Origin of the sequence: Streptomyces sp. DH37 (assembly GCF_029813835.1) — a bacterium.
Classification (GTDB): Bacteria; Actinomycetota; Actinomycetes; order Streptomycetales; family Streptomycetaceae; genus Streptomyces.
Genome location: NZ_JARVKV010000084.1, coordinates 1 through 26559 on the forward strand (window position 1 = coordinate 1; position 26559 = coordinate 26559).

At 77.2% G+C, this 26559-nt stretch carries 20 protein-coding genes and 1 pseudogene; 10 read left to right on the top strand and 11 right to left on the bottom strand.

The genetic code is table 11. The features are described 5' to 3' along the window. Positions 1–35: 35 nt before the first annotated feature. Entirely contained in the window at positions 36–617 is a 582-nt protein-coding gene (locus tag QC029_RS27820; RefSeq protein WP_279558589.1) for a VanZ family protein, read from the bottom strand. 482 nt (positions 618–1099) lie between these two features. Continuing rightward, the gene (locus QC029_RS27825) at positions 1100–1417 is read right to left on the bottom strand and encodes a hypothetical protein (RefSeq protein ID WP_279558590.1); all 318 of its coding nucleotides are present in this window, start codon (positions 1415–1417) and stop codon (positions 1100–1102) included. Between the two features lie 995 nt (positions 1418–2412). Between QC029_RS27825 and QC029_RS27830 the strand changes: the two genes are divergently transcribed. Beyond that, a complete protein-coding gene (locus tag QC029_RS27830; RefSeq protein WP_279558591.1) occupies positions 2413–3303 on the top strand; it encodes a fructosamine kinase family protein in 891 nt (296 codons plus the stop codon). Positions 3304–3580: 277 nt separating this feature from the next. On the opposite strand, the gene QC029_RS27835 is transcribed toward QC029_RS27830, so the two are convergent. Then, positions 3581–4783, bottom strand: a complete 1203-nt coding sequence (locus QC029_RS27835; RefSeq protein ID WP_279558592.1) for a globin domain-containing protein — start codon at positions 4781–4783, stop codon at positions 3581–3583. 244 nt (positions 4784–5027) lie between these two features. Further along, positions 5028–7133 (bottom strand): SpoIIE family protein phosphatase, encoded by a 2106-nt coding sequence (locus QC029_RS27840; RefSeq protein ID WP_279558593.1) that lies wholly within the window; start codon positions 7131–7133, stop codon positions 5028–5030. A 77-nt stretch (positions 7134–7210) separates the two neighbouring features. On the opposite strand from QC029_RS27840, the gene QC029_RS27845 reads away from it, so the two are divergent. From QC029_RS27845 to QC029_RS27860, 4 genes and pseudogenes are all read left to right on the top strand, one after another. Further along, positions 7211–7876 carry a class I SAM-dependent methyltransferase gene (locus tag QC029_RS27845; protein ID WP_279558594.1) on the top strand — a complete coding sequence of 222 codons (666 nt, stop codon included), beginning with the start codon at positions 7211–7213 and terminating at the stop codon, positions 7874–7876. A gap of 328 nt (positions 7877–8204) precedes the next feature. Beyond that, positions 8205–9862: pseudogene (locus QC029_RS27850) on the top strand (PP2C family protein-serine/threonine phosphatase). Beyond that, positions 9859–11025, top strand: coding sequence for a B12-binding domain-containing protein (locus QC029_RS27855; RefSeq protein ID WP_279558595.1), 1167 nt, complete (start codon positions 9859–9861; stop codon positions 11023–11025). Before QC029_RS27850 ends, QC029_RS27855 begins: the two are co-directional and overlap by 4 nt. Before the next feature lie 350 nt (positions 11026–11375). Continuing rightward, complete coding sequence (locus QC029_RS27860) at positions 11376–11924, top strand: methylated-DNA--[protein]-cysteine S-methyltransferase (protein WP_279558596.1); 549 nt, start codon at positions 11376–11378, stop codon at positions 11922–11924. Between the two features lie 182 nt (positions 11925–12106). On the opposite strand, the gene QC029_RS27865 is transcribed toward QC029_RS27860, so the two are convergent. After that, on the bottom strand, positions 12107–13699 hold the full coding sequence (locus tag QC029_RS27865) for an NAD(P)/FAD-dependent oxidoreductase (protein WP_279558597.1): 1593 nt from the start codon (positions 13697–13699) through the stop codon (positions 12107–12109). Beyond that, a complete protein-coding gene (locus QC029_RS27870; RefSeq protein WP_279558598.1) occupies positions 13696–14979 on the bottom strand; it encodes a lycopene cyclase family protein in 1284 nt (427 codons plus the stop codon). The genes QC029_RS27865 and QC029_RS27870 overlap by 4 nt, the downstream gene beginning before the upstream one ends. Positions 14980–15104: 125 nt before the next feature. Here QC029_RS27870 and QC029_RS27875 point away from each other — a divergent pair, with 125 nt between their 5' ends. Beyond that, positions 15105–15878, top strand: coding sequence for a methyltransferase domain-containing protein (locus QC029_RS27875; RefSeq protein ID WP_279558599.1), 774 nt, complete (start codon positions 15105–15107; stop codon positions 15876–15878). On the opposite strand, the gene QC029_RS27880 is transcribed toward QC029_RS27875, so the two are convergent. Genes QC029_RS27880 through QC029_RS27895 form a run of 4 tightly spaced genes read right to left on the bottom strand, consistent with a single transcriptional unit; the run spans position 15851 to position 20628 of the window. Further along, positions 15851–16816 (bottom strand): DUF5914 domain-containing protein, encoded by a 966-nt coding sequence (locus tag QC029_RS27880; RefSeq protein ID WP_279558607.1) that lies wholly within the window; start codon positions 16814–16816, stop codon positions 15851–15853. The two genes, QC029_RS27875 and QC029_RS27880, sit on opposite strands and share 28 nt — an antisense overlap. A 35-nt stretch (positions 16817–16851) precedes the next feature. Then, positions 16852–17898: a phytoene/squalene synthase family protein gene (locus QC029_RS27885; protein ID WP_279558600.1), complete on the bottom strand. Its 1047-nt coding sequence runs from the start codon at positions 17896–17898 to the stop codon at positions 16852–16854. Continuing rightward, positions 17895–19436: a phytoene desaturase family protein gene (gene crtI, locus QC029_RS27890; RefSeq protein WP_279558601.1), complete on the bottom strand. Its 1542-nt coding sequence runs from the start codon at positions 19434–19436 to the stop codon at positions 17895–17897. The genes QC029_RS27885 and crtI overlap by 4 nt, the downstream gene beginning before the upstream one ends. A 22-nt stretch (positions 19437–19458) precedes the next feature. Continuing rightward, on the bottom strand, positions 19459–20628 hold the full coding sequence (locus tag QC029_RS27895; protein WP_279558602.1) for a polyprenyl synthetase family protein: 1170 nt from the start codon (positions 20626–20628) through the stop codon (positions 19459–19461). Positions 20629–21125: 497 nt separating this feature from the next. Between QC029_RS27895 and QC029_RS27900 the strand changes: the two genes are divergently transcribed. The 3 genes from QC029_RS27900 to QC029_RS27910 all read left to right on the top strand — a co-directional run bounded on the left by QC029_RS27900 (position 21126) and on the right by QC029_RS27910 (position 24221). Then, a complete protein-coding gene (locus QC029_RS27900; protein WP_279558603.1) occupies positions 21126–22076 on the top strand; it encodes a MerR family transcriptional regulator in 951 nt (316 codons plus the stop codon). A 317-nt stretch (positions 22077–22393) separates the two neighbouring features. Beyond that, a complete protein-coding gene (locus tag QC029_RS27905; RefSeq protein WP_279558604.1) occupies positions 22394–23404 on the top strand; it encodes a zinc-dependent alcohol dehydrogenase in 1011 nt (336 codons plus the stop codon). Between the two features lie 88 nt (positions 23405–23492). After that, entirely contained in the window at positions 23493–24221 is a 729-nt protein-coding gene (locus QC029_RS27910) for a class I SAM-dependent methyltransferase (protein ID WP_279558605.1), read from the top strand. A gap of 741 nt (positions 24222–24962) precedes the next feature. On the opposite strand, the gene QC029_RS27915 is transcribed toward QC029_RS27910, so the two are convergent. Beyond that, positions 24963–25574, bottom strand: coding sequence for an adenosylcobinamide amidohydrolase (locus QC029_RS27915; RefSeq protein ID WP_279558608.1), 612 nt, complete (start codon positions 25572–25574; stop codon positions 24963–24965). Between the two features lie 493 nt (positions 25575–26067). Here QC029_RS27915 and QC029_RS27920 point away from each other — a divergent pair, with 493 nt between their 5' ends. Continuing rightward, the gene (locus tag QC029_RS27920) at positions 26068–26496 is read left to right on the top strand and encodes an OsmC family protein (protein WP_279558606.1); all 429 of its coding nucleotides are present in this window, start codon (positions 26068–26070) and stop codon (positions 26494–26496) included. The last annotated feature ends 63 nt before the right edge of the window (positions 26497–26559 follow it).

The following is a 26559-nucleotide window of genomic DNA, read 5'->3' on the forward strand; positions in this document are numbered from 1 at the left end:
GGGCACCGGCCCACCGGCGCCCCGGCGGCGGGCCGTCAGGCCTCCTCGGCCCCGGTCGCCGCGGTGCGCTCCCGCCCGGCGCGGCGCCGCCACCGGCGGCGGCGGGGCGGGTGGATGGCACGGCCGATGCGGCGGCCGAGCAGCAGGTAACCCAGCAGCGCGCCGGTGGTGTTGAGGATGACGTCGTCGATGTCGAACGCCCGGCCCGGCACGACGAACCCCTGCACCAGCTCCACCATGGCCATCACCACCATGGTCAGCAGGACCACCCGCAGCAGCCCGCGGGCGCGCGGCCAGGCCACCGGCAGCAGCACGCCGAACGGCACGCCCAGGGCGATGTTGCCGCCGAGCTGCTTGACGGTGTCGCGGAACGCGGGCTGGTCCAGGTAGTTGCGGATGGACTCACCCGGCCGCAGATTGCTGTACGTCAGCGACTCCGAGGCGTACGACGGGGTCAGGGTCAGCCTGGCGAGGACCACGGCGAACAGCACCGTCGCCACCAGGGCCACCACCATCACCAGCGCCCGCACCACGGGGGACCGGGCCGGGGCGGGCTCCTCGCGCGCCTCCGCGGCCGGTTCGGTGTTCGTGTTCCTCGACAGGAGGCCGTGCCTCATCCGCTGCACCTCCGGGTTCCGGTGAATCGCCGACTGCGCGGTGCGCGACCGCACCGTGGTGGCCGGATACCCGGAGTAAGGGGCCGCATGCGGCACGGTGCGGGCGATCCCGTGCGGCGGCCCCTGCGTGCGGACGGCGCGTGCGGGAGGGACGTGCGGAAGGGGCGGCGCCACCGGCGTGGAACCGCCCGCGCGGTCCGTCCCCCCGTCCGCCATCCGGCCCGCGGGACGCCGGCCCGCCCGCCACCGCCCCGGGCGCGGCGGCGGTGACGCGCGCACCGGACGGGGAGCGGCTCGCGGACGGGGAGCGGGGGAGGGACGTTGGTCCCTCGAACGTTCCCTTTCGGCCCTGTGCCGCGGGCGGCCGGAGGCGGCAGGCTCGTCCCGCGGCTGTGGGGAGCCGGTGGGGGGGGGGACAAGGTGGAGCGGCCCGGGAAGAGCGGCCCGGGCCGCCTCGCCCTGTCCGGCCGTCCGGGGCCCGCTCAGACGGCGGGCGCGCCGGGCGGCGACTGCGGGGAGGGCGGTACGGGCGGGAGGGGGCCGGCCGCGGCGGAGGTCCCGCCGTCGGCGAGAGCCGCCTGTGCCAGGAGCCGCCGTGCCAGCTCGCGCGCCTCGCGGGCGGTGAGCGAGGCCCAGGTGCCCGGTGCGCCGCGGCCCGGGCCGAGGTCCAGGGTGACCCGGCTGATCGGCCGGCCCGCCGTGGCCAGCCGCAGACACTTCACGGTGACCACCCGATCGCACGAGGTCACCATCGGCTCGTCGCCGGCCGGCTGGAACCGCGTCCGTCCCGTCTCCGCCACTGTTCCCACACCTTTCGTCCGATACCGCTCATAACGCAGGGGCATAGGGAGCAGCGCCTCCGGGGCCCGGGTTGTTCCCGGCCACGCCTCCCGTCCGCCGGCCCCGCCCCGGGCGGGCGTCCGCCGACCCGGGCACCGGGGGATGCGGGCGAAGGGATCCCGGAAGGTCCGGCGCCGTAACGGGACTTCCGGAACACGGGTCGAGGAAAAGAGGTGCCGCTGTTCGCCGGGTGCACCTCTCCCATCCCGTGCTCGGGGAGGACGGTGGCCGGTGGACGGAGGCATGACGGGACGAGGCCCCTGACCGCTGTGCCGGTGATCTCACCCATCAGCACTTCACGCAGGAGGCCCGTCGGTCCCGTATCCCCGCATCGAGCCGTGCCCGGCGTACCACACGAGGACGCCGGGCACGTCGAGGACGCCGAGCACGTCTACCGGCTGGTCCACGCCCGGAGGCGCGAACCGCACCCCCACCGGCGCCGTTTCGGCCGCTTCCGCCAGGTCCCGCCCACGCCGGCGCACCCGCGCACGGACGGGGCGTTCGCCCAGACCGGCCGCCGCCGGGTCCGGGGTCCCCGCCGCCACCGCCGGCCGGTACGTGGCCGAGACCGTCGAACCGCTCGCCGATCACGCCCCCACCCCGCGCGCCGCGCCGCGCGAGGCCCGGTGCGGCGCCGACCGCATCGGCCGCACCGCGCGGCCCTCCACGCCGTCGGGATCGCCTGGCGCTCGGCCGTGCGTTCATGCGGGACCGGCCGCGTCCGCTGGTTCCGGACGAACCGGCCGCCGCCCTCGACGCCGAGGCGGACACGCCCTTCTCCGGCGTTACGCCGCGCGGGCCGAAGGGCCGGCGGCCGACGGCGGGGCCACGCCGCACTGCTGCGACGCGGCGGTCCCCACGCGGAGCCGTACACGCTCCGGGCCCGGCGGCTGCCGATGAGTGTGGCCGGAACGGGTCCCTGGTGTGTCCGGGGAGAATGTGATGTGGTTTCCGGGTGTCCGGCGAAGAGATACTCGTCAAGCGTCTCCGGGAAGCGGGATACGCAGCCGGAGAGGTGGAGAAAGCCGCCGGCGGAGTGATCGCGATTGCCGGTCTGGTCACCCTCGAGGACGGTTCCCGGATATTCGCGAAAACGCTTCTCGGGCCGGACCGGGACGTTTTCCCCGTCGAGGCCGCCGGCCTGACGGAACTCCGCGAAACCGGCGGGGTGATCACGCCGGAGGTGCTGTGCGCCTCGCCCCGGCTGCTCGTGCTGGAGAGGATGCGGCCGCGCCGCGACGACGAGCGTTTCTGGGAGCGGCTCGCCCACACGGTCGCCGCCCTGCACGCCTCCACGACCGCCGAGCGGTTCGGCTGGCACCGTCCGGGCTGGCTGGGCCGGCTGCGCCAGGACAACACCTGGGACAGCGACGGCCACGCGTTCCTCGCGGAGCGGCGCATCCTGCGCTGGCTGTCGGAACCCCTGGTCGAGGCGGCCTTCGACACCGCGGAGCGGCAGGCCCTGGAACGGCTCTGCGCCGCCCTGCCCGAACTCGTGCCGGACCGGCCCCCGTGCCTGACCCACGGCGATCTGTGGCAGGGGAACATCGTCGCCACCGCCGACGGCGCGCCCGCGCTCATCGACCCCGCCGTGTCCTACAACTGGCCGGAGACCGACCTCAGCATGCTGTGGTGCTCCCCGCGCCCGCCCGCCTCGGACCGCTTCTTCGCCGTGTACGAGGAGGTCACCGGGATCGACGGCGGCTGGCGTGACCGGATGGACATCTTTCATCTCCGGGAACTCCTGAGCGTCATCGCCCATGACGACGACGACTGGGGGGCCGCTGAGGCCGTACGGAAGATCATCGCCCCGTTCCGGCGGGACGGTGACCCGGCGGCGAGGTGACCGGGGTGCCGCCACCGGACTGCCCGTCGGACTCCCGTCGGACTGCCCGTCGGGGGAGCCCGGCGGCATCGCCGACCGGTCGACCCGGACCCACGGACCGAACCGCGGGCCGTTCGCGGAGTACCGCGTGACCGGGGGCCGGTGGTCCGGCCCGTCGGCCCGAGGCCCTCGACCGGAGTGCGGCCCGCCGGGCCCCGCACACCGCCGTGCGGCCCGCCGGGGACACCGTCGGGCCGCACACGCGCGTCCGTGAGGCCCCGAGGGGAGGGGCGGCGGCTCAGGCCGTCGCGTCGGCCAGCCACAGGTCGGGGCCGAAGACCTCGTACCGGATGTCCCGCGCCCGCACTCCGGCGCGCAGCAGCTGCTCGCGCGCGGCGCGCATGAAGGGCACCGGGCCGCACAGGTACACGCTCGCGTCGGTGTCCACGTCCGGCTCCTCCAGGTCCATCAGCCCCTGGCGGGCGTAGGGCTCCTCGGCGCCGGGCCGCTCGTACCAGAACACCGAGCGCGCGCCCGGCAGCCGCTCCACCAGCCGGTTGGTGTCGGCGCGCAGCGCGTGGTCGCCGGGGGAGCGGTCGGCGTGCAGCACCGTCACCGGGCGGGTGGAGCCGGTGACGGCGAGGTGCTCGAGCATGCCGACCATGGGGGTGCAGCCGATCCCGGCGGAGACCAGCACCAGCGGCCGGTCGGACCGGTCCAGCACCACGTCGCCGAACGGGGCGGACAGGGTGAGCTCGTCGCCCGCCCGCAGGGTGCGGTGCAGCAGGTTGGAGACCTCACCCTCCGGGGCGCCGTCGCCGTGGACCCGCTTGACGGTGATCCGGCGGGTCCGGTCGCCGGGGGCGGAGGAGAGGCTGTACTGGCGCAGCTGGTGGACGCCGTCGGGCATCCGCACCCGCACGCTCACGTACTGGCCCGCGCGGGCGGCGGGCGCGGGGGTCCCGTCGGCGGGACGCAGCAGGAAGGACGCCGTGTCGGGGGTCTCCTCGCGCCGCTCGACGACCGTCCACTGCCGCCAGGGGTGTCCCGGCCGGACCTGGGCCGTGAGGTAGAGGCGGGCCTCCTGCGCGATCAGGGCGCCGGCCATCAGCCAGTACACCTCGTCCCAGGCCGCCGCCACCTCGGGGGTGACCGCGTCGCCGAGCACGTCGGCGATGGCGCCGAAGAGGTACTTGTGCACGATCGTGTACTGGTCCTCGGTGACGCCGACGGCGGCGTGCTTGTGGGCGATGCGGGCCAGCAGCGTGTCGGGCCGGGTGCCCGGCTCGGCGACCAGGGCGCCGGCGAAGGCGGCGATGGACCCCGCCAGGGCGCGGCGCTGCGCGCCGCTGGCCTGGTTGCCGCGGTTGAACATGCCGTCGAGCAGCTCGGGGCGGTCGGCGAACATGGTCGCGTAGAAGCGGGCGGTGATCTCGTCCAGCGCCCCGCCCACCGCGGGCAGGGTGGCGCGGATCACCGAGGCCGATTCGGCGGAAAGCATGACGCTCCTAAGAAGGCGAGGCACCGGGGGCTGGTAGACAGATATCGGCCGCTGAATCGCAGCCGAGATCTGTCTACCAGCCCCATGTCGCGCTTTCGGGTGCCGAGCGTCGATCGGGGCCGAAGGTCCCCGACACGCGGGACGTACGGCCCCGGCCGCCGTCGCGGGGCGGGGACGTGCGGCCCCGTACGGCCCCGCGGCCGGTGCCCCGTGCGGCCCCCGCCGTCCGCGCCCGTCCGGCGGTTCAGGCGCCGGGGGCGGGGAGGCGCAGCGCGATCAGGGCAATGTCGTCGCGCCCGACGGGGGCGGTGGCCACCAGCTTGTCGCACAGGACGCCGACGGGCTCGCGGGCGAGGGCGGCGGCGGTGCGGCACAGCCGTTCCAGGCCGCGGTCGAGGGACTCCCCGGGGCGCTCGATCAGGCCGTCGGTGTAGAGCAGCAGGGTGCAGCCGGGCGGCAGCGCCTCGACGGCGCTGTCGCGGGGGGCGTCCGGCGGCAGGACGCCGAGCAGGGGGCTGCGGGCGCCCTCCAGGAAACGGGTGCCGCCCTCCTCGGTGATCAGGAGGGGCGGGGGGTGTCCGGCGACGGTGTACGTCAGCCGCCACGGCCCCTCCGCGCCCCCGTCGCCGCCCGCCGCTCCCTGCGCGCCGCCCTCCACCCGGGCCATCACACAGGTGGCCGTGCCCATGTCCGGATCGAGGGTCTGCACAGCGGTGTCCAGCCGCCGCACGACGTCACCGGGCGGTCGTCCGCCGTGGTCGGCGGCGAGCGCGCGGAGCATGCTGCGCATCTGCCCCATGGTGACGGCCGCCCGCAGGTCGTGCCCGGCCACATCGCCGATGATCAGCACCATCGTGCCGTCGGGCAGCGGGAAGGAGTCGTACCAGTCCCCGCCCACGTCGGCGGCCGCCGGGCTGGGCAGGTAGCGGGCGGCGATCCGCAGCCGCGGGTGGTCGGGCGGCTCGGTGAGCAGGCTGTGCTGCAGCGCCCGCGCCACCCGCTGGGAGCGCTGCAGCCGCAGCGCCTGGCTGAGCGCGTCGTGGGCCTGCTCCACCACCTCCCGCACCAGGGCCCGGTCCCGCGGGCCGATCGGTGCGCGGTCCCCGCAGGCGAAGGCGGTCACCACGGCGGCCACCGCGTCGTCGACCAGGACCGGCAGGATCACACCGCTGTGCGCCCCGGCGCGGGCCAGCCAGGGCAGCACGCCCGGCGGCGCGACGTCCGCCGGCACGGCGCCGGGCGGGAAGGAGCAGTGGACCGGGCGCCGCTCGCGGACGGCGCGGGCGAGCGCGTGGCCGGGGCCGACGTGCTCCTCGCGGCGCGGCGGCAGACCCGCGGGGAGCCCCTCGCGGGCGGTGGCTGCGACCCGCTTCACGGTCAGGGAGGCGTCCGGGGAGGGTGGTTCGGCGGTCTCGGGCAGCAGGTAGATCCCGCACTCGTCGGCCAGGGCGGGGACGAGCACCCGGCTCAGGGCGGCGAAGGCGTCCGGCGCGTTCCCCGACTCCGTCACCGCGGCGGCGGCACGGCCGAGGAGGTCGCCGCGCAGTTCCTCCCGCCACTGCTCCTCGACGTCGACGCAGGCGGCCATCCACTCCAGCACGGCCCCGTTGTTGCGCACCGGCACGGCGCGCAGCACGCAGTGCCGGTAGGTTCCGTCGGCGTACCGCAGCCGGTACGCGTGCCGGAACCGCTCGGGCACCTCGGCCATGGCCCGGAACCACGCCTCGGCCAGGGCGGCCCGGTCGTCGGGGTGGGCGGTGTCGAGCCATCCGGTGCCGCGCAGCTCCGCCCAGGGGCGTCCCGTCGCCCGCTCCCATCCCCGGCTCCCCTCGAGGAGGAGCCCGTCGGGGCCGGCCACCCACACCTTCTCGGTGCTGGCCGCGACCAGGCTCTCGTAGCGCAGCAGCGTCCGGCGCCGCTCCTCGGCGAGCGTCCGCGCCCGCGTCGTGGAGGTCACCTCCCGGGTGACCTCCACGACGGCCACCAGCACTCCGGGGACGCCTCCGACGGAGTCGATCCTGGAGATGCTGAAGGAGAAGAACCGCTGCTCGACCCCGCCGTGGGCGTAGCGGACGGTGACGGGCGCGGCGGAGACCCGCGCCGGTTCCCCGCAGCGGAGGACCGAGTCGAACAGGTCCAGATAGCCCTGCTGCTCCAGGTCGGCGAACGCCTCCCGGACGGGCGCGCCGAGCCGCCGGTCCCCGAAGACCTCCCGGTAGGCGGCGTTCATGTACGTCAGGACGTGCCGGGGGCCCCGGCACACCAGGACCCCGACCGGGGCCGGGTCGAACACTTCCAGGGGAAGCCCGCTGAGCTTCCCGCTCTCCGGGGATCGCCGCGAAAACGACATGACGAACATTATTCACGTACAGCGACTTTCCGGAACGTCGTACGGGGCGGGGCCGCGGGGCGCTACCGTCCCCCGTCGTGACCGAGACATCCCGCGAGTCGTCCCACCTGAACGCCGTCCGGGCCGCCTACGACGCCATCGCCGCCGACTACGCGGAGCACTTCGAGGGGGAGTTCCAGGCCAAGCCGCTGGCCCTGGCCATGCTCGACGCGTTCGCCCGGACCGTGCTGGCCCACGGCGGGGGGCCCGTCGCCGACGTCGGCTGCGGGCCCGGCCGTGTGACGGCGCACCTGGACTCCCTCGGGCTGGACGTCTTCGGCGTCGACCTGTCGCCGGAGATGGTCGCCCTGGCCCGCCGGGCGTACCCGGACCTGCGGTTCGAGGAGGGCTCGATGACCGGCCTGGAACTCGACGACGCCTCGCTCGCCGGCCTCGCCGCCTGGTACTCCGTCATCCACGTCCTGCCGGACCGGGTGCCGGCGGTGCTCTCCGAGTTCCACCGGGTGCTGGCGCCGGGCGGCCACCTGCTCCTCGGCTTCCAGGTCGGCGACGAGCCCCTGCACCTGTCGGAGGCGTTCGGCCGTGCGGTCTCGCTCGACTTCCACCGCATGCGGCCCGACCGCGTCGCCGGACTGCTCGAGCAGGCCGGCTTCTCCGTGTGCGCCCGGCTGCTGCGCGAGGCCTACGACGGCGAGACCGCCCCGCAGGCCTATCTCCTGGCCCGCAAGCCCGGCACGCCGTAGCGGCCGTCCCGCCGCCGCGGCCGCCGCGGCGTGCGGAAACCGGTGAGGTTTCTCACGTTCGCCGTGAAACTCCCGGCCACCGCCCGGAATCCCCTCCGCCGGTTGTTCTCATGGACGGGGCGGGAGCGGTGTGCGACGCGCCCTCCCGGCGGCCCGGGGCCTGTCCGCGGAAGCGGGGCGCCGCCCCGCGGCCGGCACATCCTTCCCCCGTGGCGGGGAAGGAGGCGGAAGCCGCGGTTGCCCCGATCGCGGCGACTGAGGGAAGGTTGCCGGACGGCAACTTTCCGTCCAGCAGGAAGGTGGTGGGTCCGCGGCACGCGGGCCCTTGATGGTGACGATCTCCGAGGACTCATCTGCCCGGCCTCGCGGCGCCGGTCCCGGCGCCGCGTGGGACGACGCGCCCTGCGGTGTGGTGGCGGTGGATCCGTCCGGTGCGGTGGCGGGGACGAACGCGGTCGCCGCGGCGCTCCTCCCCGGCGCGGTGCCCGGCGCGCGGCTGCACGAGGCGGTGCCGCGCTGGCTGGCCGACGCCCACCGGCGCCTCACCGCCTCCCCGCCCGCACCCGGCCCGGAGGCGGCCGGACCGTTCGCGGGGGAGGCCGGCGGACGGAGCCTGCGGGCGTACCCGGCCCGCGGCGGGGACGGCGGCGTGGTGTGGTGGCTGGTCGACGACACCGACCTGCGCCGGGCCGAGGACGCCCTGAGGAGCGAACGGGAGCGCACCCTCTTCCTCGCGGAGGTGTCCGAGGTCCTGTCGGCCTCCCTGAACGTCGAGCGCTGCATGGAGGCGACCACGCGCCTGGCCGCGCAGCACCTGGCGGACGCGGCCGTGCTGGTCGCCCCGGCCGCCGGGCGCAGGCTCCCGGTGACCTACAGCACCCCCGGCGGCCCGGTGCACGACACGGTCGAGGCGGACCCGGACGCCGTGCCGGGGCTGAGCGAGGCGCTCCAGGGCTTCCCGCCGGTGCCCTCCCGCTGGATCGACCCCGCGCTGCTGCCCGACTGGGTGGTGCCGCCGGGGTTCGACGGACCGGCGGGTTCGGTGGTGGTCACCCCGCTGCCCGGCCACGGCGTCCCGGCCGGGGCGCTGATCCTGCTGCGCCGCACCGACCACGCCGTGTTCGGCGAGAGCGAGGAGACCCTCGCCCGGCTGTTCGCCTCCCGGGCCGGGGCGGCGCTGTCGGCCGCGCGCCTGTACGCCGGGCAGGCCGACATCACCGCCACGCTGATGCGGGAGCTGTTCCCGCCGGAGCTGCGCCGGGTGGACGGGGTCGAGTTCGCCGGCGGCTACCGCGTCTCGGAGCTCGAGGAGTGGGTGGGCGGCGACTTCTACGACATCCACCCCGCCGCCGAGCCGGGCGGGGAGTCCCTGGTCGTCCTCGGGGACGTGTGCGGCAAGGGCCTGGAGGCGGCCGTCCTGACCGGGAAGATCCGCACCACGCTGCACGCGCTGCTGCCGATGGCCGACGACCACCCGAGGGTCCTCGGCCTGCTCAACGGCGCGCTGGTGAACTCCCACCACAACCGCTTCGCCACCCTCGTGCTGGCCTCGGCGGTCCGCGCGGGGAACCAGGTCAGGCTCCGGCTGACCAGCGCCGGCCACCCCGCTCCGCTGATCGTGCGCGCCGACGGCAGCGTCGAGGAGGCGGACACCCGGGGGTCGCTGGTCGGCGTGCTGCCGAGGATCAGGGCGCGTACGGTCACGGCCGAACTCGCGCCGGGCGAGACGTGCCTGCTCTACACCGACGGCATCACCGAGGCGCGCGGCGGCCCCCTGGGCGACGGCATGTTCGGGGAGCGGCGGCTGAGGGACGCGCTCGCGGAGTGCGCGGCCATGCCGGCGGAGGCGGTGGTCGAGAGGATCCAGATGCTCGCCGGCCAGTGGGTCGGGGGAAGGAGCCACGACGACATGGCCGTCGTCGCCATCACCGCACCGCGCACCTCAGCGCGGTGGACGGCCACACCCGGGGCAGGTACACCGCATGACCGCTCGTCCCGATCACGTCCCCGCCGCGGAGCTCGCCGAGGACCCCGCCGCCGCGGACCCCGCCGCCGCGGCCGGTCCGCGCGCGGCGCGGGAGGAGGCGCGGGAGGAACTGTGGGAGGCCGTCCGCGAGGGCGACGAGCACGCGGCCTCCGAGACCGTCTTCGCCGCGCTGGACGCCGGCGCGGATCCGGAGGAGGTGCTGCTGGACGTCATCGCGCCCGTCCAGCGCAAGGTGGGCACCGAGTGGGCCGCCGACCGCATCACCGTGGCGCAGGAGCACGCCGCCACCGCCATCAACGACCGCATCATCGCCGCGCTCGCCCACCGCGTGCGCGGCGGACGGTCCGGCGCCGGGGCGTGGGCGGGGCGCGTCACGGTCGCCTGCGTGGACGGCGAGTGGCACGCCCTGCCCGCCCGCCTGCTCGCCGAGGTGCTGTCGCTGCGCGGCTGGCAGGTGGACTTCCTCGGCGCCCAGGTCCCCACCCCGCACCTGGTCGCGCACCTGCACCGCACGGGCCCCTGCGCCGTCGCGCTGTCCTCCTCGATCCCCACCCGCCTGCCCACCGCCCACGCCACGATCACCGCGTGCCAGGCCGCGGGCGTCCCCGTACTGGCCGGGGGCGCGGCCTTCGGCCCGGACGGGCGCTACGCGCGCCTGCTCGGCGCCGACGCCTGGGCCCCCGACGCCAGCGCCGCGGCCGACCGGCTGAGCGAGGGCATGCCGCTTCCCGGTCCGCCGTCCGCGCACCATCCGGCCGAGGACCTGCCCCACCTGGCGGACCAGGAGTACACGATGGTCACGCGTACCGCTCCCCAGCTGGTCAGGGAGACCCTGACCGGGCTGGAGGAGCGCTTCCCGGCCATGCGCGACTACACCGAGCGGCAGCGGCTGCACACCACCGAGGACATCGCGCACATCGTCGACTTCCTGGCCACCGCCCTCTACGTCGACGACGAGGAGCTGTTCACCGGCTTCATGACCTGGACGGCGGAGATCCTCGCCGCCCGCCGGGTCCCCGCGCGCTCCCTCCACCCCGCGCTGGACCTGCTGGCCGGGCAGCTGAAGGACTTCCCCCGCGCGGCCCGCCTGCTGGACCGGGCCCGGCAGGCCCTCGACGCCGGTCCCGCCCCCAACCCCATGGGCACCGGAGAGCCCGGATGACCTCCTCCGGCATCCCTTTCCCGCCCTCGCCCTCGCCCTCACCGGCCGACCGGGCCCGGACGGCCTCCCGCCCGACTTCGCGGCGCTGAGCACCCGCCACTCCACGAGCCTGTCCGGACCGCCGCTCGTCCACCGCCCCGCCGCCGCCCGGGACGCCCGCGCCCGCCCCGACGACCGCCGGTCCGCGCCGTCCGGCCGGGGCCGGCGCGGGCGCGCAGGGGTGATGTCCCGAAACCGCCGGTCCACGGGCGGGTCCCGGGCCATGCTGGTGCCGTGCGGTCCGGGGACATCCGGACCGGCGGAGGGCCCTCCGCCGCCTCCCGGACCGCCGCCGGAGAGGAGAACAGCACGTGTCCGCCACGTCCGAAGCGCCCGGCAGGCGCACCCACACCGTCGTCGACAGCCCTTGCGGCCCGCTCACCCTGGTCGCCGAGGGGGAACACCTCGTCGGCCTCTACATGGAGGCCCAGCGGCACCGGCCCGACGACTCGGCCTTCGGCGAGCGGCTGCCGGAGCCGTCCGGGCCGCCGTTCGCCGAGACGGCCCGGCAACTGGAGGAGTACTTCGCCGGCCGCCGCGAGGTCTTCGACCTGCCGCTGAGGCTGTGCGGAACGCCGTTCCAGCGGCGCGTGTGGGCCGCGCTGTGCGAGATCCCCCTCGGGGAGACCTGGACCTACGGCCGGCTGGCCGAGCACATCGGCCGGCCGACGGCGTCCCGGGCCGTGGGGCTCGCCAACGGGAAGAACCCGATCGGCGTCATCGTGCCCTGCCACCGCGTCGTCGGGTCCGGCGGCGGCCTGACCGGCTACGGCGGGGGACTGGACCGCAAGCGGGCGCTGCTGGAGCACGAGCGCGCGCTGCCGGCCGCCGCCGGGGCCCGGCAGCTCCCGGTCTTCTGACCGCTTCCCGGACCACGCGGGCGGAGACCACCCGCCGTCGGTTCGGCGCGGCCGGTGTCCGCGGCGGGCGGGGAGGACGCCCTTCCGTCCTCCCCGCCTCCACGGTCACGTCCCCACGGTCACGCCGCCGCCGGCGTGCACGGCGGCGCCCCACGGGGCGGGTGACGGGACGCCGGCGGCGGTCAGCGGCCGAGGGCCGAGGCGAGCAGCCGCAGCGGCGCCGAACGCCCCCTGCGGGGCACCGTCAGCAGCGGATGGCCCCGCACCCCCCAGGTGGCCAGCAGGGCGTTGGCGGCCTGGAACCCGGTGGTGGCCGCCCGCTCCATCAGCGCCACCGGCAGCGCGGTGCGCACCAGGTCCCCGGCGAGCACCAGCCGGGGATGACCGGTGCGCACCCCCGGCCGGTCCCTCCAGGTGCCGGTGGCGAACAGGGGGCAGTCCCGCCGCCACTCGTGCCGTTCGTCGACGACCGAGGCGTCCGCCGTCTCCGGGTAGACGCGGGCGAGCTCGTCCAGCGCGCGCCGCTGGACGGCGGCGCGGTCGGCGCCGGGGTCGACGGCGTAGGCGTGCAGCTCCACCACGCTGCCGCCCGTCCGCGCGGCCCAGCGGGCGGCCTCGCCCTCCCACCGCTCCAGGACGCTGACGTTGTCCAGCGGACCGTAGCCGCTGGTGCCCAGGAAGCCGGGCCGGTCGGCGGCCACGGGCCGGTCGAGCCAGTAGCGGGAGACCAGGAACGGCGGGGCCTCGCGCAGCCGTCCGACCGACGCCCGCCAGCCGGGGTCCCCCAACCGGGGGGAGTCGGCGACCAGGGCGCGCAGCCCCGCGCCGTCCAGGGCGAGGACGACCGCGTCGTAGCGCTCGCCGCGCTCCGCGCACGGCCCCCCGCCGCCGGAGGTCACCACGGTGAAGCCGTCCCGCCCGGGGCGTACGTGCGTCACGGCGGTGCCGGTGCGCACCCGCGCGCCGAGTCGCTCCAGACGGGCGGCCAGCGGGTCCCACAGGGCGGCGGGGAAGGGCTCGTTCGGCACGTCGAAGAGCAGTCCCTCGGCCGAGCCCAGGAAGTAGATGTGGAACATCAGGGCCAGCTCGGCCGCCGACAACTCGCGCGGATCGGCGAAGAAGCTGCGCGAGAACACCTCGAAGGCCAGGTGCCGGGCCGGTGCCGGGAAGCGGACGGAGTCCAGGAACTCGGCGGCGCTGACGCCGTCCAGCCGCTCGTGGACACCCGGCACCCGCACGTCCAGCAGGGGCAGCGCCGCACGGGGGTTCATGCCCGCCAGCCCCGAGGGGGTGAAGGTCGGGCTGAGGACGGTGAAGCCCAGGACGCTCCACGGCGGGGTGCGGGGGACGCGGGCGAAGCCGTCCCGCGCGCCGCCGCTGTGCCACAGCGGGTAGTCCGGCAGCGGGGTGAGCATCGACAGCCCCGGATCGACGCGCCGCAACAGGTTGCGCAGGTTGTAGTACTGCCGGAAGAAGGCGTGGAAGCCCCGGCTCATGGTGACGGACGTGCCGTCGGCGAGCCGTGTGGGCCAGCCCCCCACGCGCCCGCCCAGCACCTCCCGGCGCTCCAGCAGGTCGACGGCCACGCCGCGCTCGGCCAGCGCGGTGGCGGCGGTGAGCCCGGCGATCCCGCCGCCCACCACCGCGGCGCGCACCCCGCGGTCGCCGACCCGGGCCGCACCGGCCGGGGCGGGCCGGTGCACGGCGTACCGGTCGCGGGCGAGCCGGGGGCGGCCCCGGCCCGGGAGGGAGTACGGGTTTCGCGCGTCCGTCACGTGGGGGCCTTTCGCTGGAGGGAACCGTGGGGCCGCGGTACGGCGGCGGGCGGCCGGCGCGGCAGGAGGGGCAGTTCGGCCAGGGAGCGCGCCATCGGCCACACGGGGGAGCGCAGGCCGATCGCCACCTCCTCGCGGAACGCGGAGCGGCCGTCGAGGAAGCGCAGGACGCTCTCCAGCCGGTTGCGGCGGAAGAGGCGGGCGAAGAAGTCCGCGCCGTCGACGCGGCCGGTGGCCAGGGCGCGCAGCAGCGCGGCGTCCATGGCCAGGTGGCGGCGGGCGTACGGCCGGGGCGGCAGCGGCGTCCGCCCCGCCGCCAGCGCGGCGGCCACCCGCGCGCTCTGGCGCTGGACGGTGGCGAAGGTGTAGCCGGTGGAGGGGCGGGTGGCGCCGCCCGCCGTGCCGACGCGGAACACCGAGCGGCCGGCCCGGCGCGCGAACCGCCCGTCGGTCATGGGGATGACGCCCTGCTCGGCGCCGGTGACGGTGAACGCGCCCAGTGGCCTGACGTGCTCGGTGTAGTGCCGCAGCGCGGCCTCGTACTCCCCGTCGGTCAGGACCGCGGGGGAGAACTCGGTGTACTCCACCAGGGCCTCGCGCGGGGTGAGGGGCAGGACGTAGGCGAAGGACAGCCCGCACCGCGGCTGCGGGGTGCGCAGGTCCATCAGCTCGGCCGTGCCCGGGTCGAAGCGGTCCTCCCGGGTGCGTACGAACCAGCCCCGGAAGTGCTGCAGGAGGGTGGTGCGGGCGGGCGGCAGCACCCGCGGCGGGCGCGAGTCGAACACCCAGCGGCCGGTGAGCGCGAAGGGCCGCCCCCCGGCGTCCGTGCCGCTCACCCGCGCGCCGCGCGGGCCGTCCTCGACGGCGGTGGCGGTGCCGGTGACGCGCGTGACCGCGGGGGAGGCGGCCAGCCGGGCGTCCAGCGCACGGGTGAAGTCGGCGGAGCGGACCATCGTGTAGCGCCGGGGACTGTCGCCGCCCAGGGCCTCACCGCCGGGGCCCCGCACCAGCAGCCGCCGCCAGGACGCGGCGACCGGTGCGCCGAGCCCGGCACCGGGCCCGCCGCCCTCCTCCTCCCAGAAGCACCAGGTGCGCTCGGGGCTGCGGTCGGGGCCGGGAGGTGGCTCCACCACCGCGACCGAGGGCGGGCCCGACGGCCCGGCGGCGTCGAGGAGGTGCCCGACCAGCGACAGGCCCGCCGCGCCCGCGCCGACCACGACCACGTCCGCGTCCACGGCCGGTACCGGTACCGGTGCCGCGGAGACGTCCCGGCGGTTCATCCGCGCACCCCTCTCCCGGCGTTCCCCCCGGTGCGCCTCCCGGGGCGTTCCCGGTGGCACGCGCCGGGTAGGCGTGCGGCCATGACCGCACACCCCGGACCCGTACGGGCGGAAGGACGGACGCGATGACGCTTCTGCGGGACGCCGCGCTGACCGCGGCGTTCGACGGGGCGTCGACCGCCTACGACCGCCTCGTCGGAGCGAACCCCGGATACCACCGGCAACTGCGCCGCTCCGCCCGCAGGCTGGCCCTGCCGGGCGGGGGCGAGGGCCTGCGCGTGCTCGACCTGGGCTGCGGGACCGGCGCGTCCACCGCCGCGCTGCTCGCCGTCGCGCCCCGTGCGGAGATCACCGCGGTGGACGCCTCGGCCGGGATGCTGGGACGGGCCGCCGCCAAGACCTGGCCGGGGAACGTCTCCTTCGTCCACGCGCCCGCCGAGGAACTGGGGCGCGCGGGCGTGCGCGGACCGTTCGACGCGGTGTTCGCCGCCTACCTGGTGCGCAACCTGACGGCTCCGGACGAGGTCCTGTCCGGCGTGCGCGGCCTGCTGCGCCCCGGCGGGCGGCTGGCCGTCCACGAGTACGCCCTGTCCGGGGCGGGACGGCACCGCCTGGTCTGGACGGCGGTGTGCCGGTCGGTGATCATCCCCGCCGGCTCGCTCGGCCCGGGCGGACCGGGCCTGTACCGGCACCTGTGGCGCAGCGTCCTGGAGTTCGACACCGCGCCGCGCCTCCGGGACCGGCTGACGGCGGCGGGCTTCGAGGCGGCGCGCGTGGTGCCGATGCCCGGCTGGGAGCACGGCATCCTCCACACCTTCCTCGCCCGCGCCCCGTACGGCGGCCGCGGCGGCCGCGGCGGTCACGGCGGCCGTCACGGCGACCCCGGGAAGCGGCCCTGACTGCGCAGCAGCCAGCGGCGTTCGGCGTACGCCAGGTCGTCGCGCCACAGCCGCGCGGCGGCCCGCCGCATCAGCGGCCGCAGCAGCGGCGCGGCGGCCCGCGCGACCGTGAAGCCGGGCCGGCCGGAGGTGGCCAGCACGGCCTCGATGACGGCGGTGCGCGGGTTCGGGTCGCCCGGGGCGGTGAGCGGCGTGGCGTGGGTCTCCACCGCCGACGTCTCCCCCTCGCCGTCGACGATGTGCATCACCAGCGTGCGCGGCTCCGGCGCGCTGAACGCGGCCCGCACCGGCACGCCCGCCCGGGAGCCGACGCGGTAGGCCACGTCCACCAGGAAGCGGTCGCCGTTGACGGCGGGGTCGGGCTCCTCCACCACCGTCAGCCGGGTGAAGGCGTACGGGTGGAACCAGGCGCCGTGCCAGGGGTCCAGCCGGTTGGCGATGACGTCCTCCGGCTCGCAGGCGCCCACCAGGGTCGTCACCGCGTCCACCGAGGCCGCCGCGTCCGGGCGCTCGGGCAGCCGGGGGCGCTCCAGCGGTTCCTCGCCGCCCGCCGCGTCCAGCCGCACCCACACCAGCACCCCGTCGTCGTGCACCGGGAAGACCTCCCAGCCGGGCATGCCCCGCTCGGTCAGGCGCAGGCCGTGCCAGTGGCAGATCAGGCGCCCGGACTCCACCACGCTGTCGCACAGCGGCGCGCCCAGGTGCGGGCAGGCGCCCGGTCCGGCCGCCAGGCGACCGGACTCCGTGCGCCAGAGCACCACCTCCACCCCGGCGACCGTCCGCCCGAAGGGGCGGCCGGGGCGGATCTCGCGGCCGGCCGCCACGGCGTACCAGTTGCCCGAGGGGCGGGCCGTGGCCCGCTTCAGGGCGTCGGCGATGACGTGGGGCCGGGCCGCGCGCCACGTCGGCCTCTGGCGGCTCCAGCCGGGGTCGGGCATCAGCCGCAGGGGGCTGCGCCAGCCGGTCGGGCGCTTCACGACAGGACTCCTCCTCGCTGCGTGTCCCGCCGGGGGGTTCGCCGGGTTCCTCCCCGGTCCTCCGCGGTCCTCCGCGGACGCTGGGGCACCCGCGGCAGGTCGCCGGTCAGGGCTCCGCGGGCGCGGGCCGCGGCGATGCCCGCCAGCCCGCCGAGCGCCACGGCCGCCCGGCGGCGCCGGGGCACCACGGCGCGCCGGTGGAGGACCGCGTGGTCGGCGGCCTCGATCCGCTCCAGGATGGCGCGGTAGAGCACGAACGCGGTGCGCACGCAGGGCCGGGAGACGGGGTGCAGCATGCCGATGCCCGGCTCGGCCTCCCGGTAGACGCCCCGGGTGGTCTCGCACAGCTCCCGCAGGGCGGCCCGCACCCGGGCGTCGGTGCGCCCGGTGCGGCGGCACCACAGCAGCAGGGCGCGGTCGACGCCGTGGGCGGCCAGCCGGTCCAGCGGCAGGTAGATCCGGCCGCGCTCCAGGTCCTCGCCCACGTCCCGCAGGAAGTTGGTGAGCTGGAAGGCCACCCCCAGCGCCGCGGCGTGCGGGGCCGCCTCCACGCGGGGCGCGACCGTGTCCAGCACCGGCAGCACCTGCAGGCCGATGACGGCCGCCGAGCCGTGCATGTACGCGCGCAGGTCGTCGAGGGTGGGGTACTCGGTGACGCGCAGGTCCATGGCCATCGAGCGCATGAAGTCGGTGAAGTGCCGCGGGTCGATGGCGTAGCGCGCCGCGGTGTCGGCCAGCGCGGCGATCACCGGGTGCCCGCTGCGCCCGGTGCGCAGGGCCGTCAGCAGCGTCCCGTCCAGCTCCGCCAGCGCCTCGGCGCGCTGCTCGGGGGTGAGGGCGGGGTCGAGGTCGTCGACGATGTCGTCCGCCCAGCGCGCGAAGCCGTACAGGGCGTGGACGGCGGGGCGCTGGCGGGCCGTCAGCAGCCGGGTGGCCAGGAAGTACGTCCTGCCGTGGCGGGCGTTGAGCTCGCGGCACCGGGTGTAGGCCGCGCGCAGCGCCGGGTCGTGGACGCCGGCCGCGTCCAGCTCGCGGGCCGTCATACCGCCGCCGCCCCGGCCGCCCCGGCATCCGCCGTCCTCCGGCGCGCCGGCGCGGGGCCGGGCGCGCCGGTGACGCGGGCGGCGGCGAGCTTGCCGGAGATCACCACGGTCGGCACGCCGACGCCGGGCGTGGTGCCGCAGCCGGCCAGGACCACGTTGTCCCAGCCGCGCGGCAGGTTCCGCGGCCGGAACGGGCCCGTCTGGGCGACGGTGTGCGCGGCGGAGAAGGGGGTGCCCGCGGCGTGCCCCCGGCGGGCCCAGTCGGCGGGGGTGACCAGGCGCTCGGCCTCGATCGCGTCGCCGAAGCCGTCCAGGCCGCGGCGCTCCAGCTCGGCGACCAGCTCGTCGCGGTAGCGGGGGCCGACGCGGTCCCAGTCCCGGGGGCCGGTGACCAGGTTGGGGCAGGGCGCGAGCACGTAGTGCAGGTGTCTGCCCGGGGGCGCCAGCGCGGGGTCGGTGGCGGTGGGCCTGGTGATGAGCAGCGACGGGTCGGCCATCAGCTCGCCGGTCCGGGTGAGCCGCCGGAACGTCGACTCCCAGGCCGAGCCGAACGAGAGCGTGTGGTGGCCCAGCTCGGGCCAGGTGCGGTCGCCGCCGGCGTGCAGTACGACGGCGGAGGGCGCGTACCGCAGCGGGACCGGGCGGCGCGGGGCCCCGCCCAGCAGGCGGTGGGCGATCGGCAGGTCGCAGGTGAGGACCACCGCGTCGCACGCGATGCGCTCCCCGTCGGCGGTGCGCACCGCCGACGCCCGCCCGCCCGGCGAGCGCTCCAGTTCCGTCACCTCGGCGCCGTGGACGAAGCGCGCCCCCGCGCGGGCCGCGGCGTCGGCCATGGCGCGGGGCACGGCGTGCATGCCGCCGCGCGGGAACCACACGCCGGCGACGGTGTCCATGTAGGCGATGACGGCGTACGCGGCCAGGGCCCGGGTGGGCGGCACCCCGGCGTACAGCGCCTGGAAGGAGAACACCCGGCGCAGCCGCTCGTCCTCCAGGAAGTGCGCGACGCGCCCGTGCCAGGTGCCGAACCCGCCCAGCGCGGCGAGCCGGGCCAGGTCGGCGCCCAGCAGCCCCAGCGGGGAGTCGAAGTTGGCGTCGATGAACGAGCGCATCTGCACCCGGTGGATCCGCTCCAGCCAGTCGCGCAGCCGCCGGTACCCGGCCGCGTCCCGCGGCCCGGCCACCCGGGCGACCTCCTCCTCCATCGCCCGCGGGTCGGTGTGGACGTCGAGGGAGCTGCCGTCGGCGAAGCGGGCGCGGTAGGCGGGGTGGAGGCCGACCAGCTCGACGCGGTCGGCGAGCTTCTCGCCCACCGCCGCCATGGCCTCGTCGATCAGGTCGGGCATGGTCAGCACGGTGGGCCCGGTGTCGACGCGGTACCCGTCCCACTCCTCGCGCCCGGCCCGGCCGCCCGGCCCCGCCTCCCGCTCGACGACGGTGACCGAGCGCCCGGCGCCCAGCAGGTGCAGCGCGGCGGACAGCCCGGCGAGGCCCGCCCCGACGATGACGACGTGGTCGCTCGGCTCGCGCAGTCTTCTCATCCTGGTCTCCTCCGGCAGGTGCTCAGCGGGTGGGGACGGCGGTGGCGCCGTCGCGGGGGATGTCGGCCGGTTGGCCCAGGACGGCGCGGAGCAGCGCAGGCAGCTCCCGGGCCGGGACGCCGTCGAGCGCGGCCTCCTCCAGCGCGGCCAGCGCGCCGTCGGCCAGGCCGCCGATGCGCCGCTCGACGGCGGCGCGGGCGCCCACCTCGGTCAGCGCGGCGCGCACCCGGCCGAGCTCCTCCTCGGTCAGCACGGGGTTGCCGAGCGCGTGGTCCAGCAGCTCCCGGGCCGCGCGCCGGCCGCGCACCCGGGCCAGGCGCAGGCCGACGGCCATCAGGTAGGTGGGCTTGCCCTGCCGTACGTCGTCGCCCGCGGGCTTCCCCGTGCGGGCCGGGTCCCCGAAGACGCCCAGGAGGTCGTCGCGGAGCTGGAACGCCACCCCGGCGCACCGTCCCGCCCGCCGCAGCGCCGAGGTGGTGCGCGGGTCCGCGCCGGCCAGCGCCGCCCCCAGGTGGAGGGGGCGCTCCACGGTGTACAGCCCGCTCTTGAGGTGGGCGACGCGCAGGGAGGAGGAGGGGGAGGGGGCGTCGGCCGCCTGCCCGTACAGGTCCAGGTACTGCCCGGCCACCATCTCGGTGCGCATCGCCCGCCAGACGGGACGGGCCCGGCGGCGGGCCTCCTCCGAGGGGGTGGCCGCGTCCCACAGGTCCTCGGCCCAGACCAGGGCGAGATCACCCGTCAGGAGGGCTGCGGACGCCCCGAACGCGTCGGCGTCCCCGCCCAGGCCCCCGACCCGGTGCCGGCGGGCGAGGGCCACGTGGGCGGCGGGCGCGCCGCGCCGCAGCGGCGAGTCGTCCATCAGGTCGTCGTGCACCAGCGCGCAGGCCTGGATCAGCTCCAGCGCGGCGGCCGCGTGCAGCACGGAGTCCGCGTCGGCGTGCCCCGGCGTACCGCCGCCGGCCCGCCACCCCCACCACAGGAACGCCGGGCGCAGCCGCTTGCCGCCGCGCCGCACCAGGTCGATCAGGCAGTCGGCGACGTCGGCGGCGAACCGGTCGCTGATCCGCCGCGCCTCGGCCCGGCGCAGCGTCAGATGGCGGGTGAGCACGGCGTCGACGGCGGCCGCGACGTCGCGGTCGGGATCGTGGGCGAGGAGGCCGTGTCCCGCACCGTTTCCCGCACTGTGTCCCACGCCGTTTCCCGCACCGTGTTCCGCGGCGTGCTCCGGGCGGCGGTCGCCGGGGGCCTCGTCCGGGGGGCGCGGCGGCCGGGACGCGGCCCCGAGGGGCTCCTCCCGTCCCCGGGCGGCCGGCGCCGGGCGTGCGGGTGCGGGGCTGGCAGGTGCGAGGGCCAGATCGGCGGCCTGGTGCCGCATCGCGGCTCCTTCCCGGCGCGGGGCCGAGACGCCCGGCGCACGTACGGACAAAAATGTGCACACCCGAACATGAAGAGCAATCCTCTCAGTTCGAGTGCGCTGGGCGGGCGAACCACGGGTACCGCGCGGCGCGGACGGGTGACCGGAGGGCGCGGCGCCGCCGCCCGCCCGCCCGCTCCCTCCGTGCAGCCGGAACGCGTGGCGCGGCCCGGCCACTTGGCGCCTGCCCCTGCCGGATGTAGTCAAACGAACTTGTACAGAACTTGTACAGCCATCGACTTGCGCACGCTCCGGCCCCGGCAGACGATGGCGCCATGCCGTCCACTCGCCGCTCCCGTGCCGCCGTGCCGCCGGACCCGGAGCAGGGACAAGAACAGGAGCAGGGACAGGAGTCCGAGGGCCTGCTGCCGGTGGGGGTGGTGGCCGAGCGCCTGGAGATGAGCACCGCCGCGCTCCGGGCCTGGGAGCGCCGCTACGGCCTCGCCCCGTCCGGCCGGACCACCGGCGGGCACCGCCGCTACTCGCCGCACGACCTCGACCGGTTGGAGCACGTGCGCGCACTCGTCCGCCGCGGCGTGCCCGCCGCCGACGCCGCCCGCGCGGTGGGCGCCGCCGGACCGCCCGCCGTACGGGCGGACGCGGCGGAGCTGACCGAGGCCATGCACACGCTGGACGCCGCCGCCGTCAGCGCCGTGGTGTCGGCCGCGCTGTCCCGGCTCGGGGCCGCCTCCGCGTGGACGACCGTGCTGGCGCCCGCCCTCGTCGCCATCGGCGACCACTGGGAGGAGACCGGCTGCGGCGTCGAGGTCGAGCACGTCACCAGCGGCGTCATCGAGGGGGCCCTGCGCCGCCACGCCCAGGACCGCGCCGCCGCGGCCCCGCCCGGCCCCGGCGCCCCCGGCCCCGTGCTCCTGGCCGCCGCGCCGGGCGAGCACCACACGCTGCCGCTGACGGCCCTGGCCGCCGCCCTGGCCGAGGAGGGCCGGGCCGTCCTCCTGGCAGGCGACCTGCCCGCCCGCGCCCTGACCGACGCGCTCGCACGCGTCCGCCCCGGCGCCGCGGTGCTGTGGGCGCGCGCCCCCGATACGGCCGACGCCGCCTGGCTGCGGGCCGCCCTGGAGGCGACCGCCGCGCCCGTCCACCCGGCCGGACCGGGCTGGCGGCGCTCCGCCCTCCCGGACGGCACGGCGGCCCCGCTGGACGACCTGCCCGGCGCGCTGGCGGCCCTGCTCGGCCGCCCCGGCCCCGCCGCCACGGCGGGCTGAGCCCGCCGCGTCCGGACGGCGCGGGGGAGGCCGTTCGCGAAGGCCCCATTCCCCGGAAGGTTCCGGGAACGGACGTCCGGTGCCCCGTCCCGGCCTGCCGGGGACGGGTCCACCCGGCGTCCTCCGCGAACCGCCCCGGCACCGTCCCGCGCCGGGCGGGCGCCCGCCCCGGGGGGACCGTACGGCCCGCCCGGCACGGGCCGAACGGCCCTCATCGACTGCTCCTGTCGGACCTGCCGCCACCGCCGTACGGGGCGGGAGGCTGAAGGAGGTGAACGAGAGGCCGGGACACCGGCCGGACACGAGGAGCGCAGGCCATGAGAGCAGCAGTCGTCCGCACCCTGGGCGAACCCCTGGTGATCGAGGACCGGCCCGATCCGCGACCCGGCCCGGGACAGGTGAGCATCCGCGTCGAGGCCTCCGGCCTGTGCCACACCGACATCCACGCCGCCCGCGGCGACTGGCCGGCCAAGCCCGAACCGCCCTTCGTCCCCGGCCACGAGGGCGTCGGCATCGTCGAGCGGCTCGGCGACGGCGTCACTCACCTGTCCGTCGGCCAGCGCGTGGCGGTGCCCTGGCTCGGCTGGGCCTGCGGGCGCTGCGAGCACTGCCTGTCCGGCTGGGAGACGCTGTGCGAGCGGCAGAGGAACACCGGGTACGGCGTCGACGGCGGACACGCCGAGAAGATGCTCGCGCACGCCGACTTCGCCCAGCCGGTGCCCGACGGCGTCGACCCGCGCGAGGCGGCCCCGCTGACCTGCGCGGGCGTGACGACCTACAAGGCCGTCAAGGTCGCCGGGGTGGGCCCGACCGACCTCGTCGCCGTCTCCGGCATCGGCGGCCTCGGGCACCTCGCGGTCCAGTACGCGAAGATCGCCGGGGCCACGGTGGCCGCCGTCGACGTCACCGACGACAAGCTCGCCCTCGCCGGGGAGCTGGGCGCCGACATCCTGATCGACGCCCGCAAGGAGGACCCGGCCGAGGTGCTCAGGCGGCACGGCGGCGCCCACGCCGCCATCGCGCTCGCCGTCGACGACCGGGCGACGGCCGCCCTCCAGCGCGGCCTGCGGCGCGGCGGAAGGCTCGTGCTCGTCGCGCTCCCCGCGGGCGGCGCCCTCCGCGTCCCGGTCTTCGACACCGTGCTGAACGGCATCTCCGTCATCGGCTCGATCGTCGGCACCCGGCAGGACCTCGCGGAGGTCTTCGAACTCCACGCGGCCGGGCGCACGAGGGTGATCTACGAGACGCGCCCGCTGGAGGCCGTCAACGACTGCGTCGAGGAGATCCTCGGCGGTCAGATCAGGGCCCGCGTCGTCCTCGAGATGTGACGCCCCGCCGGCCGCCGGCGGGGCGCGGCGGCCGGGGACGCGCCGGGAGGCCGCCCCCGGCCGGCTCCCGCTCGTTACGGTGGTCGCCATGTTCACTCCCCAGGGCCCGACCCTCCGCGAACTCGCCGTGCAGGCGCTCTCGTCCGTCGAGCGCGGCTACGACCTGCTCGCGCCGAAGTTCGACCTGACGCCGTTCAGGACGCCGGACCGCGTACTGGACGCCACGGCCCGCGCGCTCGAACCGCTGGGGCCGTTCGGAACGGGCCTGGACGTGTGCTGCGGCACCGGCGCGGGCACGGACGTCCTCCGGCGGCTGTGCGAACGGCGGGCCGTCGGTGTCGACTTCAGCGCGGGCATGCTCGAGGTGGCCCGCTCCGCCCACCCCGCGGCGCCCGGCGGGCCGGCGGTGGACTGGGTGCGCGCCGACGTACGGCGGCTGCCCTTCGCGGGAGCCTTCGACCTGGCCGTCAGTTTCGGGGCGTTCGGGCACTTCCTGCCCGAGGAGCGGCCCGGCCTGTTCGCACGGGTGCACGCGGCGCTCCGGCCCGGCGGCCTGTTCGCCTTCCCCGTCGGCGCGCCGCCCCGCGTGGGGACGCGCGCCTACTGGACGCTGTGGGGATTCGACGCGGCGATGCGCGTGCGCAACGCGCTGCGGCGTCCGCGGTTCGTCATGTACTACCGCACGTTCCGCCTCCCCGGGGTGCTCCGCGAGCTGGCCGGCGCGGGGTTCGAGGCGGGGACGCTGCCGCTGGAGGAGCTGGGGCGGCGGGCGGACGGCAGCCCCCGCTGCCGGCTGGTGGTGGCGCGGCGCGGCTGAGCGCGCGGGACCCCATCCGCCGCGCGCACGCCCGGACCGGGCCGGACGGCACCGCCTGCCCGATCCCCGCCGGGCGACCCGCCTCCCGGCGGGCGGAGCCGGGGCACCGGTCCGCGCGGCACGGCCGCCCCCGCGGCGCGCCCCGGCTCCGGAGCGGGCCGACTCCGCTCCCGCGCGCGGCGGTTCGGGGGGCCCGCTCCCCGGGGCACGGCCGCCCCGCGCCTATCCTCGGCCGCATGCAGCAGCCCTTCGGAACCCCGGCCCCGCCCGCCCGCCGCCGCACCGGTCCCCTCGCCGCCGTGCTGGCGGCCGGTCTGGTGATCGGCGGTGGAGGCATCGGCGCCGCCTGGGCCCTCACCGGCGTGAACGGTGACGAGGGCGGTCCGGCGGCCGACGCACGGGCGGCGTGCGGCGCCCTGGACCGCTTCGACACCTCGGAGTACACGGCGAAGGGCCCGGCCGGCGAGATGGCGCTCAACCGCTGGGGAGCGGCGCAGGCCCTCTCCGCCTCGGCCGCCGCGGGCGACGAGGAGTACGAACCGCTTGCGGAAGCGCTCCGGCGGTCGTACCAGCGCTTCGGCTCGGTCTTCGACTTCGACGCCCGGGTGAAGAAGGACCTGGACCGGGCGCGCCGGATCTGCTCGGAGCTGTGTACCGGCCCGTACCGGCCCGTACCGGCCCGTACCGGCCCGTACCGGCCCGTACCGGCCCGTACCGGCCCGTACCGGCCCGTACGAACCGTCAGCCGTCGGCCGCCGCCGCGCGCGTACAGGCCAGAAGGGTCGCCCGGTGCACCGCGCGGGCCAGGCGGGCGCCCCACGGGGAGCGGGGCCCGGCGAAGGGCTCGACGGCTGCCGGGCGGCCCGGCGGGGGGAGCGCGGCGGCGACACACACCGCGTCGGTCGGCGTGCCCGAGGCGTCCACCCCGGCGTCCCGCAGCGCCTGGACCTTCGCCTCGGTGGCCGTGGCCACGGCGTTGACCAGGGCCGCGTCCGACAGCGCCACCGGCAGCGACACCAGGATGTTGATGGTCCCGGCGGGCAGCGGCTCGCTGCTGCCCGCACCGGGCGCCGCCGCCCAGCCGCGTACGCCGATCCCGGCCGTGACCAGGGCCTCGGCCCCCTCGTCGGCCGCGAAGCAGCGGTCCAGAATCCGCGCGGCGGTCATCAGGCCCACACCGGGCCCCTCCGCGCCCGCCCGCGCGGCCAGCTCGGCCAGGTGCCGCTCGGCGTCCAGCCGCGCGTAGCCCGGCGGCACCTGGGCGTTGAGGATCCAGCCGCGCCGGCCGAGCCCGCCGCCGAGCAGCGCGCTGCTGATCATCCGCCGGTCGGACCCGGGTCTCCACAGCAGCATCGGCCAGGAGCCGCCCTGCTCCCGGTGGTGCAGGACGCGGGCGTCGGCCAGGGAGCGGCGGGGTCGCGGGAGCACGCTGCACCCTAGCGCGGGGCCCGCGGGCGCCCCGCGCCGGGACCCGCGGCTCGAGGACGGTCTTCCCGCCGGTCCGCCGCCCCGGATAGGGGACCGGCAGGCGGGGCAGGGCGGGCGCGCCGTCCCGGCGTCCGCACCGGCCCCGGCTCCTCCGGGCCGGTCGGGCGCCACGGGGCCGTCGTCCGGGGCCGGCCGGCCCCGGCCACCGCCTTCGGCGCGTACGGGACGGGAACAGGAGGTGTGCCGCCGTGGCGGGCGGGGAGGCGGACACCACCGGTGGAGCGGGCCGCCGGCCGTCCGCCCCGCCCGGCGCGGCACGCGCCGGGTCCGGACCGGCGCGCCGGTCCACGGCGGTCCACTGCCTAAACTGATCACCGCAGGTTCTTCCTTCACTCCCAACCCATCAGGAGCGATCGCCATGGCAACCACTCGTACTGCCAAGACCCACTGGGAAGGCAACCTCCTCGAGGGCAAGGGCAACGTCGCCCTCGAATCCTCCAAGATCGGCACCTACGACGTGAGCTGGCCCGCCCGCGCCGAGGAGCCCGGTGGCAAGACCAGCCCCGAGGAGCTGATCGCGGCGGCCCACTCCGCCTGCTACTCCATGGCCTTCTCCCACGGCCTGGCGGGCAAGGGCCACACGGTGGAGAAGGTCGACACCCAGGCGGACGTCACCTTCCAGCCGGGCGAGGGCATCACCGCCATCAAGCTGACCGTACGCGCCACCGTCCCCGGGCTGTCCGAGGAGGAATTCCAGGCCGCCGCCCAGGACGCCAAGGCCAACTGCCCGGTCAGCCAGGCCCTGGCCGCCGTCGAGAACATCACCCTGGACGCCCGGCTCGTCTGACGTCCCGGAGCCGGGACGACGGACCCGCACCCACCCGGCCGGCCGGGACCGCGCACGCGGTCC